Origin of the sequence: Amycolatopsis sp. CB00013 (assembly GCF_001905755.1) — a bacterium.
GTDB classification, from domain to species: Bacteria; Actinomycetota; Actinomycetes; order Mycobacteriales; family Pseudonocardiaceae; genus Amycolatopsis; species Amycolatopsis japonica.
In genome coordinates, this window is record NZ_LIWC01000001.1 from 1,191,072 (window position 1) to 1,205,971 (window position 14,900).

Here is a 14,900-nt window from a genome sequence, read left to right on the forward strand (position 1 = left end):
CCGCGTGGTGGACGTCGTGTGACGGCCCACTCCCCCGCGTGCCCCGGCCATCTGCTCTCTTCGAGTGGTTGTGATTTCAGGTACTGCGGGTGGCGAACGCCGGCCGCTAGCGTCGGCTCACGTCGTTCGGGGAGAGCCTTCGGGCTTCTAAGGGGGATTTTCGCATCATGCAAAGAAAACTCTCGCGGGCTTCGCTGAGAATCCGGCTCGTCGCCGCGCTCACCGCGGCCGGTCTGATCGCCACCACGGGCACCGCGCTGGCCGACGCCGACGCCGATCGCAAGGTCGTGCAGACGGCGCTGGACCAGCTCACCACGACTGGAGGAGCGCTCGGCGCGCAGGCCAGGGTGACCGATGGTCACCAGCGTTTCACCGCGCGCTCCGGCAAGGCGGAACTGGGTTCGAACCGGCCGGTCCCGGAGAACGGCCGGTTCCGCGTCGGCAGCATCACCAAGACGTTCGTATCGACGGTGCTGCTGCAACTCGCCGGCGAGGGCAAGCTCGACCTGGACGTGCCGGTCGTCCGCTACCTGCCCGGCCTGATCGACGGCCGCATCACCGTGCGCCAGGTCCTGCAGCACACGAGCGGCCTCTACAACTACACCGACGCGTTGCCGCTCGACCCAGCCGAGTTCGAGAAGATCCGCTACAAGCACTGGACACCGCAGGAACTGCTCAAGATCTCGACCGGCAAGCCGCTCGACTTCGAGCCCGGAACCCGGTGGAGCTACTCCAACACCAACTACGTGGTCGCGGGTCTGCTGGTGGAACGATTGACCGGCAGGCCGTACGAAAAGGCGGTCGAGCAACGGATTTTGACGCCGTTGCGCCTCCACGACACCGAGGTTCCCGGCGACGACGTCGACATCAGCGGCCCGCACGCCCACGGCTACGTGTCCGTGGCGGGCAAGCCGACCGACATCACCCGCCTCAACCCTTCGGTCGCGTGGGCCGCGGGCGAGATCATCTCGACGACCCGTGATCTGGACACCTTCGGCGTGGCCCTGGCGAGCGGCAGGCTGCTCAAACCCGCACAACAGCAGGAGATCACCAAGACCACGACGGTCAGCCCCGAATACGGTCTCGGCCTGCAGGTGCAGACCCTGCCGTGCGGTACCCGGGTGTGGGGCCACGGCGGCGGTATCCCCGGCTATTCCTCGCAGCTGCTGACCACCCCGGACACCCGGAAGCGGCTGGAGCTTTCGGCCACGAGCGCGCCGACCGGAGGCGATCCGAACCCGGCGTTCGTCAAGCTGCTCACCGAGGTCTTCTGCTGATGCTCCACCGGTCCACGGGCACGATTTTCATCGAGGACAACGTTTTCTCCCTCGGGCACCGCGACGACCCGCGAAGCCCTCTGCACATCGCCGGAGCCTTCCCCACCCCCGACACCACGGGATTGCTCGCCACGGCGCCGGGTTTCGTCGCGGTCGAGCTGCCACCGGCTCCGGACGGCGACTTTCGAGTACGGGACTCAGTACGCCACCGCGACGCCGGTGAAGACCGCGGACCGAACGACCCGATCGAACATCACCTGATCCAAATCTGGCCGGACACACCACACCCCGACGAACTGCTGAAGGCCACCGACAAAACCGGCGCACGCTGGCGCGATCACCGACGCCGATGAACGAATTCACCGGGAACGGCATTTTTACGCTCATGACCCGGCTGCTTCGCCGCTAGTTTTCTTCCCGAAGGGACCGGGGGAACTGGTCATCGAATCAGCGAGATCGGAGATGACCCGGCGTGAAAGGCACCGTCCTCGGGCGCTCGGCGGGGGCGGTATTGCTCCTGTTCGCGGCGGCCTGCAGTACTCCCACGACTCCCCCGCCCAGCACTCCATCGTCGGCTCCGGCGACCACCGCACCCACGAGTACGACGCCGACGGTCGATCTTTCGTCCCTGCGTCAAGGCGCGGTCCCGGCGAAGTACCCCGAGCCGGATATGAGCAAGTTGCCACCCAAGCCCGCGGACTCCGCACCGCTGCGGGAGCGGATCGCCTGGGAAGCACTGCAAAAAGTGACCAGATTCGCGCATCGCCTCGACCCCGCGGCGCGCTCGTCCTGCCCCGCGTTCGACCCCGGCCGCACCACCACGGCGACCTGCACGGTCACCTATCTCGGTGAGGGTTACGACTACGTGCTGCGCGACATCAAGTTCCAGGGCACCGGGCTGACCAACGGCCGCACCGAACAAGGAACCGTCTCCTACAAGGCGGACCTCACCGCCGGGCCGATCATCCGCGACCAGGTCGAGTCGGTGCTGCGCTATCAGAACAGCACCGAATACACGGCCTGTGACATGCCCGAGCACGTGCGCTTCGGATTCGACTCCACCCGGCGACGGCCATCCGGGTCGTCAGTCGTCGGCGAGTGGATCTACATGCCCGGCATCTCGTGCCGCTACCTCGATTCCAAGGCCCGAGCGGTCAAGGCCATTCCCTTGGAGCTCTACGACTGGGGCGCGCCCATCCATCCGTGACGAGTTACGCCTCCAATCACGCGAGATCGGCCACCCCGCCCAGATTCCCCCTGGGTCCGTCACCCGTACCGGTGATTCTCGCCGACTCACCATTCGTGGCATGTGGATCACCGGTTCGTGTCACCCCGCCGCCCACTTGCCGTAGCGGAGGCTCGGCGTCCACATCGGCGCACCGCAACCCCGCTACACACGGTGTCAGCGCCCGCGAAACCCACCCCTGGCCTAAAACACGAAAGACTTACATGTTTATCGTAGGAAGATTCACGACCCGCCGAACGCCCGGGAAATCGTTTTTTGACAGGTCGCCAACGTGGTGAAAATCTTCGATCGCTCCTCGCGAGAGCACAACCGAACACGAAATCCGAACAAGGAGCCCCTCAATGCAGATGTTCACCCAGCACGTGCACCACGGTCACGACCTCATTTCGGGTCTGCTCGCGCACCTGGCCCACGTGCTCGGATGGCTGGTCTGACGCTCTAAGCACAGGGATTGACGGGGGCCAATCTGTTGGCGCGGGTCGGCCCCTCGTGTTTGCGACCCGGTAAAGGGACACATTCGTGTCCCTTTACCGGGTTCCGGTTTTTCGAGCCGAAAGAAATACCGCTAAAGCGCGAATCCCAGGTCCCTGCCCCGCGCGATGAGTTCTTCCCGAGCCGAGGGATGCGCGACCTGGTCGACGATCTGCCGCGCCTGCTCGCTCGCGTCGTTGCCCCAGATGGTCGCGACACCGTGCTCACTGACCACGAAACTGTGCTGGAACGACGTCACCGGACCGGTCAGCCGGGGCACGACCGTCGAAACGTCGGCCTTCGGATGCCACGACGGCAGCGCGATGATCGCCCGGCCACCGGGTGAATGCAACGCCCCGACCACGAAGTCGGTCTGCCCGCCGAACCCCGAGTAGATCGCCCCTCTCACCCGGCTCGCGTTGGCCTGTGCGTACAGGTCGACTTCGAGGGCGCTGTTCACCGAGACCAGACCTCGCTGGCGGGCGATCACGGCGGGATCGTTCGTCTTTTCCGTACGCAGCAAACGGATCCGCGGATTGCGGTCGAGCCAGCGGTACAGGTCCGCACTGCCGAACACGAACGACGCCGTCACCGGTTCCGCCGGATCGAGGGCCCCCGCTCGATCGAGCGCGAGCACGCCGTCGCTGAACATCTCCGACCAGATCGCGAGCCCGCGCCGTCCGGTCACCGCCGCCAGGGTCGCGTCGGGGATCCCGCCGATGCCCAGTTGCAGGGTCGCGCCGTCCTCGACCAACCCGGCCACCCGCTCACCGATGGTCCGCGCCGTGTCCCCCACCGGCCGCGGGACCGGCGACAGCAGCGGTTCCACCACCTCGATGCCGTAGTCGATCTCGTCGACCGGCACGAGGCCGTCGCCATAGGTGAACGGCATCTCGGGGTTGAGCTGCGCGATGACCAGGCCGCCGCGGGCCCGCACCGCCTCGATGGCGGCCGGCAGGATGTTCACCTCCGTGCCCAGCGACACCACGCCGTCCACCGGGGCCGAGGTGTGCAGCAGGACGACGTCCGGCGGCAGCGAGTGCTTGAGCAGCTGTGGCACCAGCGAAAGCCGGGACGGGAAGTACCGCAGCCCGGGGCGGCCGCGCATACCCGCGCCCACGAACGGCGTTTCCAGCAGGACACCCTCACGGTCCGGCATGCCGGCCTGCGCGTTCAACGCGAACAAGCGGTACTCCGCCAGTGCCGCGTCCAGCACCTTCAGCGCCCGCATCGGCGTGGCGAAGTTCCCGCTCACCACCACTCGCGGCCGCGAGGCGGGCACGCCCGCGAGAACGGAACCGAGCTGGCTCTCCGACAAGACGCGCATGAGCCGATCATGCCCGAGGAGCCCCTCGCCGGCGCGGGCCGGACCCCCAGAAACCGGCCCGCGCCGGCCCCGCCCGACCATGGTGCGACCGGGACCGGTGCCCGCGCATGGGTGCCGGGACCCCATATTCCGGTGCGGCGTCGAACGGCCACCGTCCGTGCCCGGCGGTCACTCTCCGGACATCTTCGTGTGTGCGCTGAATGTGGGGGTGCCGCCCCCATGTGCGTACCGCGCCGGACTGAAAGCATTACCGCCGTGACGCCCCCACCATCGGCGACGTCCCTGCCGCCGAGGTGGTGGGAGCACGGCCGGACCCCGCGCGAACGGACAGCGGACAAGCCCCTCTGGGCCGACTTCGCCGAACACGCTGTCACCACGCTTCTGCCGGAGCGCCCCCCAGTCGGTGACTGGCGTGTGCGGTTCGCCGGGGTCTTCAGGTCTCTCGTCGACGCAGCCTCGCGTGACGCGGTCCCGGACGATCTCCCCGGCGCCGACGTCGACGCGCTTCGTCGGGGCTTCGCCGCGCAACTCGACCAGCACCTGCTCAACCTCTCGGTCCGTACGCTGGTCCTCGAACTCCACCGCGCCCGCAAGGCCGGAGCCCTCCAGGGCGAGACGCCCGAAGAGCGCTTCTCCGATTTCGTGCGCCGGCAGTCCACTCCGGCCGGGCTGGTCCGGTTGTTCGGCGAGTACCCGGTGCTGGCCCGGCTCCTGGCCCAGGCCTGCCTGTACGCCGCCGAGGCCCACGCCGAAACGCTCGCCCGGTTCTCGGCCGACGCGGCCTTGCTGCCCTGCTCGGTCATCGACGGCGAACTCGGCACGCTCGTCGAGGTCGCGGGCGGGTTCGGTGACTCGCACGCCCGCGGACGTTCGGTCAAGCTGCTCCGCTTCTCCAGCGGCGCCAAGGTGATCTACAAACCGCGCTCGCTGATCCTGCACGAGCGGTTCACCGACGTCGTCGAACAGCTCAACAAACGGCTGCCCGGGCTCGAACTGCGCACCGCCGACGCGCTGACGCGTGACGGATACGGCTGGCTCCGGTTCGTCGAACATCAGCCGTGCGCCGACCTCGGCGACGTCGACCGCTTCTACCGCAGGCAGGGCATCCTCCTGGCACTCCTGCACGCGCTGGACGCCACCGACGTCCACTACGAGAACATCATCGCCTGCGGCGACCAGCCGGTGCTGATCGACATCGAGACCCTGTTTCAGCCGTCGCCGCCCGTCCCGCCGGAGGGTGACCCCGCGGCGGCGATGCTCGCGCGTTCGGTGCAGCGCACACTGCTGCTTCCCCAGCTCTTCGCCGGCGAGCACGGTGCCGTCGACATCTCCGGCCTCGCCGGCCGCGGTGGCAAGCTGCCCACCGACCGGGTCGATTGGGCCGACGCGGGAACCGACCGGATGCGGTTGGCCCGGGTGCCCGGCGAACTCGCCGGAAGCAACAACCTGCCCCGCCTCGACGGCCGCGACGTCGCCCCCGCCGAACACAGCGCGGCGCTGCTGGCCGGATTCCGGCTCGGCTACGACGCGATCTCCACCGGACGGGACGAACTCGCCGAGCTTCTCCGGCGCTGCGCCGAGGATCCCATCCGGGTGCTCATCCGGCCGACGAACTTCTACTCCCGCCTGCTGGACGAGACCACCCATCCCGACCTGCTTCGCGACGCCGCCGACCGCGACCACGCGTTCGACCTGCTCGAAGAAGACTCGGTGCGGGAGGAGAAACTGCTCCGGCTCGTGCCGCACGAGCGGGACGATCTGTGGGCGGGAGACGTACCGATGTTCACGTCGAACCCCGGTTCGACGTCGCTGCTGGATTCGCGCGGCGACAGCGTCGAAGGGGTCGTCGAACAGCCGTCGCTGGACACCGTGCTGGCGAAGGTCGCCGACATGGATCCGCTCGACCAGCGTGATCAGGAGTGGCTGATCTCGGCCACCCTCGCCATCAGCACGGCGGCCGACGGCCACCACGGCGGCGGCGAGACCGCGGAAACGGCGGTGCCGAATCAGGCGCCGGACGCGGAGCGGTTGCTGGTCACCGCGTGCGGGATCGCCGACCAGATCGTCGCCAACGCCTTCTCCGACGAGCATCGCTCCAACTGGCTCGGGATCGAACTCGTCGACGACCGCTACTGGACCGTTCTCCCGATGGGTGCGGGCCTCGGCGAGGGCTACTGCGGTGTCGCGTTGTTCCTCGCACAGCTCGCCGAGCTGACCGGGATCGCGCGGTACCGCGATCTGGCCGCGTACGCGATCAGCCCGCTTCCCGGCCTCTTCGCCACCCTCCGAGCCGATCGCGAGCTGGCCGCCACCGCCGGCTGCGGCGGGCTTCTCGGACTCGGCGGTGTCGCGTACACGATCGCCCGGCTCAGCACCCTGGTCGGGCTTCCCGCGGGTGACCTCATCGAGCAGGCCGTCGAGCTGATGCCCGAGGCCACCTCCGAAACGCCATCCGGGTTCACGACCGGGCTCGCGGGTGGTGTCGCCTCGATGCGTTCGGTGTATGTCCAAACAGGACTGGAGACGGCGCTGGCGCGAGCCGACCGCTACGCCGCACAACTGCTCGAACGCGAACGTCCGTCGGAGAAGGCCTTCGCCCGCGGTTCGGCCGGGATCGACTGGGTCCTCCGGGCACACGACCGTCCCGGCGAAGAACCACCCGGAAAGGCGGACGATCGGGCGGAAAGCACCGGCGGCTGGTGCGACGGACTCGCGGGCGACGCCCTCGGAATGGCCGCGCACCTGCCCGATCCCGAGCACGCCAGGGACCTGGACCGGACGATCAGACGGCTGACCGACGGGGCACCGCTCAAGGATCTCAGCCTGTGCCACGGCGAGTCCGGAGTGCTGGACGTGTTGTGCGTGCTGGCGGAGAACGGGCACACTGGCGCCGCGGCCGCGGTACGCCGCCGGACCGGTCATCTGCTCGCCGCCATCGACCAGCGCGGTGCCCGCTGCGGGACACCCGGCGCGGTCCCCTCGCCAGGGCTGCTGAGTGGCCTGGCGGGGATCGGCTACGGCCTGCTGCGGCTGGGATTCGGCGACCGGGTCCCTTCCGCGCTCCTGCTCCGCCCCGACCGGCCGCATCCCGCGGCCACCGTTTTTCCGCCGGTAAACCGAGTATGAGGAGAAGAACCACATGTACGAAAGAGATCTGCCCGCCACCGAAGACGTCCTCGGCGCCGTGAACCTGCCGCGCGCCCTCGAGGTCGGCTCGCGCAACCACGCGCTGGCGGGCAGCAAGCCGCGGCTGAGCGCCAACCCGCTCGCCACCCTGTCCACGGACACCGGTTCGCCGTCCGTCGTCAGCGTCTTCACCGGCGGCTGGATTTAAAGACAGGCTCACGGAGGCGGGCTCGCGCCGCCCGCCTTCGTGATCAACTTTTGGCCGTGACAGCGGAATCCGCTCGCTATAGTCACGGCGGTGGGTATCCGTTCGTCGCGGGTGATCGGCCGCGACGCCGAACTGGCCGAGCTCTCCGGAGCTCTCGATCGCGCCATCGCGGGCCGCGGCGGCGCGATCTTTCTCGTGGGCGAAGGCGGCATCGGCAAATCCCGGCTCGCCGTCGAAGCCGCCTCGCGAGCGGTCGCCGCCGACATCCCGGTGCTGCAGGGCAGGGCCAGTTCGATCGGCCCGCTCGTCCCGTTCCGTCCGCTCACCCAGGCATTGCTGTCGCATTTCCGCGGCGGGGGCCCGCCGGAGGCGACCGAACTCGACCCGTTCATTCCCGTACTCGCTCAGCTCATCCCCGACTGGAGTCGAGGGGACCGGCCACGAGAGTCCGGCTCCCTGCTGGTGCTCGCCGAAGCGGTATTCCGGCTGCTGGCCGTCACCAGCCGCGACCGCGGCGCGCTCCTGGTCCTCGACGATCTCCAGGACGCCGACGCCGAGACACTGTTCATCCTCGAATACCTCGTCGACAACCTGCCGGCGGCGCAGACCCTGTTCGTCGGCACGCTCCGCAACGAGCCCTCCGACGCGCTGCGCCTGGCGACCTCCGGAGCACAGCGGATGAGTTGCACAATCGCTGAACTCGGCAGGCTCGGCCTCGCCGACACCCACGCGCTCGCCGCCGCCTGCCTCGAGACCGAACCTGGGCAGTTGCCATCGGCCGCGACGGAACTGTTGTGGCGCAACAGCGCCGGCCTTCCGTTCATCGTCGAAGAACTGCTCCACGGCATGGTGAACGACGGTCTGCTGGTCGAAGGCCGCGACGGCTGGCGCGTCATCGGCGAACTCCGCGCCCGCGTCCCCGCCGCGCTGGTCACCAGTATCGGCGCTCGGATGGAGCAACTCGGCGAGCAGGCCGGCGAGCTGCTTTCGGTCGCGGCGATCATCGGCCGCCGCTTCCCGCTGACGGTGGTGCAGAAGGTCACCGGGACCAACGACCGGACGCTGCACAACCACCTCGGCGCCGCGGTCTCCGCGAACCTGGTGACCACCGACGAGATGACGCCCGGCTGGTACGCCTTCCGCCATCCGCTGACCGCGGAAGCGTTGCTGGCGCGCCAGTCACCGGCGCGGAAGGCGGAACTCGCCCGGCAAACCGCCGACGCGGTCGAGGAGCTGTACCCGGGACTGCCAGGCGACCTGTGCGCGCTCGTCGCGTCGCTCCGGCTGACCGCCCTGGATGAGCGGGCCGCGGGCCGGCTGTTCGCGGAGACCGGCCGTCGCGCTCTCGACGCGGGTGCCGCGGACTCCGCGGTCACGATGCTCACCAAGGCCCTCGACCTGCTCGCCGGGGCCGACGCGGGTGATCGGGCCGAGGTGCTGGAGACGCTGGTGCACGCGCTCGGGCAGACCGGCCAGTTCGACCGGGCCGTCGAGCTTTCCGCGGCGTTCGGTGAGATCGGCACGCTCGAACGGGCTGCGAAACTGCGCACCCAGCTGGCCTGGGCGGCCTACATCGCGGGGCGGCACGACGAATGCCTCGGCCAGATCGAACGCGCCCGTGCTCCCCTCGGCTCGGCGATCACCCCCGCTCAGCAGGCGGCACTCGACGCCGTCGAAGCGAACCTCTGGCTCGACGTCCCCGGCAAGACCGGCACGGCCGAGCGGCTCGCGCGTCAGGCGTGGAAGGTCGCCGAGGCGACCGAGCAGCCGTTCGTCGTCTGCCAGGCGTTGCAAGTGCTCGGGATGCTCGCCCTGTCGCGGGATCTCAGCGAATCCGAGCACTACATGCAACTCGCGCGGCGGACCGCCGAGGACAACCATCTGCACCATCTCCGCACCCAGGCGCTGGTCCGGCTCGGCGGGCATCGCGTGCTGATGAACGGCGACGAGCAGACCTTGCTGCTCGCTCGCGCCGACGCCCAGCGGACCGGGTCGATCACGCTGCACTGCGCGGTCGATTCCGTGCGCACCATGCACGCGATCCTGCGCTGCGATTTCGGCACCGCGCACACGTTGCTCGCGGAGAACCTCGCCGTGCTGGGCAGGCTCCGGCTGACCGCGTTGCTGCAGTACGCGCATATGACCAGGGCGATGTCGGCCGGGCACCGGGCGGACCGTCCCGCGATGGAGCAGGCACTCGACGACTTCCGCGAGAGCGGCGGCGAGAACGCGCAGGAGATGGTGCTCAGCATCGGGCTGGCGCGTGTCTTCTGCTCGCTGCTCGAGGAGGACTTCGACCGGGCCCGCCGCGAACTCGGCCAGGTCATCGAGCTGGAGGACCGGCGGCCGAGCCGGTTCCATCTCGCCGGCCAGCACGGGCTCCGGACGCTCGTCGACACCCTCGGCGGCGCGCCCTGCCCGGAGGACGGCTCCGCGGTGAGCGGGATGCGGTGGAACCGGCAGTTCGTCGAATTCGCGCGCGCCGTCGAGCACGGCAGGCGCGGTGACGCGGCCGAAGCCGAACGAGCGGTGGCCTCCGCGCTGGAGACGTCGGCGCCCTATCCCCTGGCCCGCCACCTCGGGCTCCGGCTGATCGCCGAGCCGGCCGCGGCCGACGGCTGGGGCGATCCGGCGGGCTGGCTCAAGGAGGCCGAAGAATACTTCCACGGCAGGGACATCCAGGCGGTGGCGGCCGCCTGCCGGACCCTGCTCCGCAAGCTCGGCGCGCCCGTCCGGCAACGGCGCTCCGGGGTCGACCGGGTGCCTGGCGGCCTGCGCGCGGCCGGAGTCACCGTGCGTGAATACGAGGTGCTCGTGCTGCTCGCCGAGCGGATGGGGAACAAGGACATCGGCGCCCGTCTGCACATCTCGCCCCGGACGGTCGAGAAGCATGTCGCGAGCCTGCTCGCCAAGACCGGGCTCGCCGACCGTGCGGCCCTCGCCGAACACGCCGCCGGACCGCGACCTGGCATGCTGTGAGCCATGAGCGACCTCACCGTGTACGGCGCCGGCTGGTGCCCCGACGTCAAACGCAGCCGGGCCCTACTGGACTCGAAGGGCGTCGAGTACGACTACATCGACGTCGAAGCGGACTCCGGCGCGGAGGAGACGGTGCGCGCGCTGCAGAACGGTGAGCGGCGGATCCCGACCATCGTCTGGCCGGACGGCACCCACCTGGTCGAGCCGAGCGACGACGAGCTCACCGCGCACCTGAACCGGTGACCCTCCCGGACGTCCCGGTCGGCACGAGGGTCGTCGTGCGGTATCGGATCGAAGGCGGGTTCACCGACGCCCTCGGCTACCTGCGCTCCCGTGACGACACGGAATGCACGGTGGAGACCAAACGCGGACTCGCGACGATCCGGCTGGCGGACATCGTCCTGGCGAAGACGGTCCCGCCGCCTCCTACTCCACGCACCCCTCGTGAGCGGTAAGGACATCAGAACCACCGCGTCCTCTGTACCTCCTGGTCGGAAGTCCGTGAAGGCCTCCTTGAGGGACCCAGAGTCCCTCAAGGAGGCCTTCACGCACTGGGGCACACAGGCACGGTGGGAGCGGAGGCGTGACTCGCGTGATTGGAAGCCGCACTCGGGGAGTTCCGCCGCTGATCACGCGAGTTCCGGCTTCGATCACGTGAGTGCGGCGCCGAGGGCTAGCTCTTGCGCGATTTGGTGGCCTTCTTCTTCGCGTCCTTGGCCTTGCCCTTGACCGTCCCGACGGCGTCCTGCAGCGGCGCGTAGGTGCCGAACAACGCGGGATCGGGCTTCGGAGCGGTGCCCGGACCGCCGAGCGGCTCCGGGTCCATCAGGTACTCGATCCCGTCTTCGCCGAAGCTCCAGCCGCCCTTCGCGCCGTCCGGCCCGTCGGACAGATGCCACACGGTGTTGTTGTGGTCCTGGTTCTCCTCGTCGAACAACGCCGTCGGCGCGATGTCGCTTTCCAGGCCGTCGGCCTTGAGTTCCTCGATCGCGGCGAGCCACTGCTTCTGGTGCACCGTGTCGCGGGCGAGGTTGAACTGCAGCATGGCCTTCACGCCAGGGTCGTCGGTCATGTTGTACAGCCGGGCCGTCTGCAACCGGCCCTGCGCCTCGGCCGCGGCGTTCGCCCGGAAATCGGCCAGCAGATTGCCCGACGCGACGACGTAGCGGCCGTTCCAGGGGTAGCCCTGGCTGTCGCTCGGGGTGGCCCCGCCACCGGAGATGATCGCCTGCTGGGGGTCCATCCCGCCGAGGATCGCCGCGGTGGCCGGATCCTTCGCCGCCTCGGCCACCGTGGTGGCAGGCGCCCCTTCCAGCAGCCGGGCGACCATCGTCGCGAGCATCTCGACGTGCCCGATCTCCTCGGTCGCCGTATCCATGATCAAATCCTTGTACTTGCCCTCGATCCGGCAATTCCAGCCTTGGAAGAGGTACTGCATGGTCACGGTCATTTCACCGTAGGCGCCGCCGATGAGTTCCTGCAGCTTTCGGGCGTACAAGGCGTCCGGCTTTTCCGGCTTGGCCTCGAACTGGAGCGATTTGGTGTGACGGAACACTGATTACCTCCGAATACTGGGTAAAAACGGATCAGCGAGAGTCGGCGATCGGCGCCTTCGAACCGGAAAGCGGAATGAGCCCGAGCGCGATCATCCCGACGGCCAGCCCGAGGTGCAGCCAGTTGTCGGCGCTGTTGACCGGCACGAAATTCGCCGCCGACCCGTGGTCGATCAGCAGTCCGTACAGCCAGAGCACGAGATAGACCACCCCGCCGCCGACGAGGAACGCCTTCGCGCCGCTTGCCGTCCGGGCCAGCAGGATGCCCGCGACACCGAACGCCAGGTGGACGATGTTGTGCAGGATCGAAACCTGGAACACGCCCAGCAGCAAAGCGCCGGACTCGTGCCCGGCCCCACTCAGCTGCTCGTAATTCGTCGTGACGCCGGGAATGAAGCCGAGAATGCCGACGAGCAGGAAGACCGCGCCCACGCCGAGGGCGATGAGCTGGCGCGGAGCCCGCCGAACGGTGGCCGGCGATGCAGTCATGATTTCCTCCGATCCAGGTGGAATGAGCTTCTGGAGCGTCGAGTACCCGTGCCGGAGCCGGTCACACCGGGGAATCGGTGTTTTCGAATTCGTGGGAATTCCCGTGTAATCCGATGCCGCCGGGGTAGCCACCGCCCAGTACTCACCTGGCAAGGAGGCGGAAATCGTGGCCGAGCACGAGGCACCGCAGGCAGGGCCGGTCGGCAGGCTTTTCCGGGCCGGCTTCCACTCGCTCTCCGCACTTCGCGGCGCGCGAGCGTTCCACCCGAACGGCCTACTGCTCAAAGGCGAGCTGCACGCTTTGAGGCGCGACGATCTAGCGTTGCCGCCGGAACCGGTGACCGTCACCGTGCGAATGTCCAAAGGGGCCGGTCTCCCGGGTCGTATTCCCGACGCGCTGGGGCTCGCGATCCGCGTCCCCACCGCCGACGGCGATCCGTGGGATCTCACCCTGACCACTTCGGCCGTCCGGGTGGTGCCGCGGCCGGCGCGATCCTGGACCACCGGCCGCTTCAGCTCGCTGCTGCCCTATCGCGTGAACGGCGAACTGGTCTGGCTGTCGGCCCGCGCGGAAACGCCGCGGCGCGCCGAAGCCTCACTCGACGCCTTGAGCCGACTGGTGCAGGAAGGACCGGTGACCTACCTCGTCGAAACCGTCCGCGCGAACGGGCATCGGAAACCCTGCGCGACGCTGACCCTCCACGAGGTGGACCAAGACGCCTCGCGCCCCGCCTTCGATCCGATGCTGAACGCTCCCCCCGGCTGGGAACTGCGGCCCCGCTGGCTCACCGGGTTGCGCGAGCGCGCCTACGAGGGCAGCCGCGAAGGCCGCTGACTCATCCCGCGATCGGCTTGTCCAGCACCGCCTTCACGTGGCTGAAATTCTCGATCGAGTAGCGCCCGTGATAGCGGCCCATCCCGCTCTCCCCCACCCCGCCGAACGGCAGTTCCGGCGCCGCGAGATGGATGATCGCCGCGCCGAACACCAGCCCGCCCGACGAGGTTTCCGTCTCGATCCTGCGCTTGGTTTCCTCCGATTCGGTGAAGGCGTACAGCGCCAGCGGCTTGTCGCGTTCGTTGACGAACGCCAGCGCCGCATTGACGTCGGGCACGTCGATGATCGGCAGGATCGGGCCGAAGATCTCGTCCCGCATGACCGGGGCGTCCGGCGAGACATCCGTGAGCACGGTCGGCGCGATGTACTTCTCGTCGCGGTCGGTCTGGCCGCCGACGACCGCGGTTCCGTTGTCCAGCAAGGCGGCGAGCCGGTCGTGGTGCCGGGTCGAGATGATCCGGCCGTAGGCTTCGCTGGTGGCCGGGTCGTCGCCGAACATCGCTCGGACGGCCTCGGCCAGGTGTTCCGCCAGCTTTGGGCCGGTGTCGCCGATCGCGAGGACGTAGTCGGGTGCGACGCAGGTCTGGCCCGCGTTGGCGAACTTGCCGTAGGCCAGCCGCTGGGCGGTCACGGCGAGGTCCGCCCCCGGCTCGACGATCGCCGGGCTCTTCCCGCCCAGCTCCAGCGTGACCGGCGTGAGATGCTTCGCCGCCGCGGCCATGACGATCCGGCCGACCGTCCCGTTGCCGGTGTAGAAGATGGTGTCGAACTTCTGCTCCAGCAACGCCGTCGTCTCGGGGATCGCGCCTTCGACGACACGGACGCCCTCGACGTAGTTCGGCAGATGCTCCGCGATCGCGGCCGAGGTGTTCGGCGACAGCTCACTCGGCTTGACGACCGCGCAGTTGCCCGCCGCCAGCGCGCCGACCAGCGGCGCGAGCACCAGTTGCAGCGGGTAGTTCCACGGCCCGATGATCAGCGCGACCCCTAGCGGCTCGCGAACGACGCGGCCGTCGGCCGGTCGCAGCGGATACGGCAGGCCGGCGGGCTCCGGGCTCAGCCAGGAGTCGAGATTCTCCAGCGTGTGGTCGATCTCGTTCCGTACGAGCGCGATCTCCGCGCGCTTCGCCTCGGCGGTGTTCTTGCGCAGATCGGCGTAGAGCGCCTTGAGGAAGACGTCGGCCTGCTCGGACAGAAGGGTCCGCAGGCCCGTGAGCTGCGTTCGCCGCCACTCCACCGGTTTCGTGACACCGGAGCGGAAGAGGGTGCGCAGTTCTTCGACGACGGCGGGGGCATCGCTGCTGATCATGGTTCTGAGCCTAACCGTGGGCGGTCACTGCCGCGCGGTATAGGGCGTTATACAAGAAGCCTAAGGCGTGACTCGCGTGA

Annotated in this window: 13 protein-coding genes; 9 read left to right on the top strand and 4 right to left on the bottom strand. The window is 68.9% G+C overall.

Translation table 11 applies throughout. The annotated features are described in order from the left end of the window. Positions 1 to 167: 167 nt before the first annotated feature. The 3 genes from AMK34_RS05280 (at position 168) to AMK34_RS05290 (ending at position 2,484) form a co-directional block, all read left to right on the top strand. A complete protein-coding gene (locus tag AMK34_RS05280) occupies positions 168 to 1,277 on the top strand; it encodes a serine hydrolase domain-containing protein (RefSeq protein WP_073843321.1) in 1,110 nt (369 codons plus the stop codon). After that, entirely contained in the window at positions 1,277 to 1,630 is a 354-nt protein-coding gene (locus AMK34_RS05285; RefSeq protein WP_073843323.1) for a hypothetical protein, read from the top strand. The genes AMK34_RS05280 and AMK34_RS05285 overlap by 1 nt, the downstream gene beginning before the upstream one ends. 119 nt (positions 1,631 to 1,749) lie before the next feature. After that, on the top strand, positions 1,750 to 2,484 hold the full coding sequence (locus AMK34_RS05290) for a hypothetical protein (RefSeq protein WP_241832688.1): 735 nt from the start codon (positions 1,750 to 1,752) through the stop codon (positions 2,482 to 2,484). Positions 2,485 to 3,088: 604 nt separating this feature from the next. On the opposite strand, the gene AMK34_RS05295 is transcribed toward AMK34_RS05290, so the two are convergent. Continuing rightward, the gene (locus tag AMK34_RS05295; RefSeq protein WP_038513198.1) at positions 3,089 to 4,321 is read right to left on the bottom strand and encodes an acetyl-CoA hydrolase/transferase family protein; all 1,233 of its coding nucleotides are present in this window, start codon (positions 4,319 to 4,321) and stop codon (positions 3,089 to 3,091) included. Between the two features lie 255 nt (positions 4,322 to 4,576). Between AMK34_RS05295 and AMK34_RS05300 the strand changes: the two genes are divergently transcribed. From AMK34_RS05300 to AMK34_RS05320, 5 genes are all read left to right on the top strand, one after another. Further along, positions 4,577 to 7,447, top strand: a complete 2,871-nt coding sequence (locus AMK34_RS05300; RefSeq protein WP_073843327.1) for a type 2 lanthipeptide synthetase LanM family protein — start codon at positions 4,577 to 4,579, stop codon at positions 7,445 to 7,447. Positions 7,448 to 7,460: 13 nt separating this feature from the next. Further along, positions 7,461 to 7,655: a hypothetical protein gene (locus tag AMK34_RS05305; protein WP_016334466.1), complete on the top strand. Its 195-nt coding sequence runs from the start codon at positions 7,461 to 7,463 to the stop codon at positions 7,653 to 7,655. A gap of 90 nt (positions 7,656 to 7,745) precedes the next feature. Continuing rightward, entirely contained in the window at positions 7,746 to 10,634 is a 2,889-nt protein-coding gene (locus AMK34_RS05310; RefSeq protein ID WP_073843329.1) for a helix-turn-helix transcriptional regulator, read from the top strand. A 3-nt stretch (positions 10,635 to 10,637) separates the two neighbouring features. Further along, on the top strand, positions 10,638 to 10,877 hold the full coding sequence (locus tag AMK34_RS05315; RefSeq protein WP_073843331.1) for a glutaredoxin family protein: 240 nt from the start codon (positions 10,638 to 10,640) through the stop codon (positions 10,875 to 10,877). Then, positions 10,874 to 11,089, top strand: coding sequence for a putative acetyltransferase (locus AMK34_RS05320; protein WP_038513192.1), 216 nt, complete (start codon positions 10,874 to 10,876; stop codon positions 11,087 to 11,089). The genes AMK34_RS05315 and AMK34_RS05320 overlap by 4 nt, the downstream gene beginning before the upstream one ends. A 218-nt stretch (positions 11,090 to 11,307) precedes the next feature. On the opposite strand, the gene AMK34_RS05325 is transcribed toward AMK34_RS05320, so the two are convergent. Continuing rightward, a complete protein-coding gene (locus tag AMK34_RS05325) occupies positions 11,308 to 12,189 on the bottom strand; it encodes a manganese catalase family protein (protein WP_073843333.1) in 882 nt (293 codons plus the stop codon). 31 nt (positions 12,190 to 12,220) lie between these two features. Next, positions 12,221 to 12,676 (bottom strand): DUF4383 domain-containing protein, encoded by a 456-nt coding sequence (locus tag AMK34_RS05330; protein ID WP_038513188.1) that lies wholly within the window; start codon positions 12,674 to 12,676, stop codon positions 12,221 to 12,223. A 166-nt stretch (positions 12,677 to 12,842) separates the two neighbouring features. Here AMK34_RS05330 and AMK34_RS05335 point away from each other — a divergent pair, with 166 nt between their 5' ends. Beyond that, positions 12,843 to 13,511, top strand: a complete 669-nt coding sequence (locus AMK34_RS05335; protein ID WP_073843335.1) for a hypothetical protein — start codon at positions 12,843 to 12,845, stop codon at positions 13,509 to 13,511. Between the two features lies 1 nt (position 13,512). Here the strand turns inward: AMK34_RS05335 and AMK34_RS05340 are convergent, their stop codons facing one another. Then, positions 13,513 to 14,820, bottom strand: coding sequence for an aldehyde dehydrogenase family protein (locus tag AMK34_RS05340; RefSeq protein ID WP_073843337.1), 1,308 nt, complete (start codon positions 14,818 to 14,820; stop codon positions 13,513 to 13,515). Positions 14,821 to 14,900: the final 80 nt, after the last annotated feature.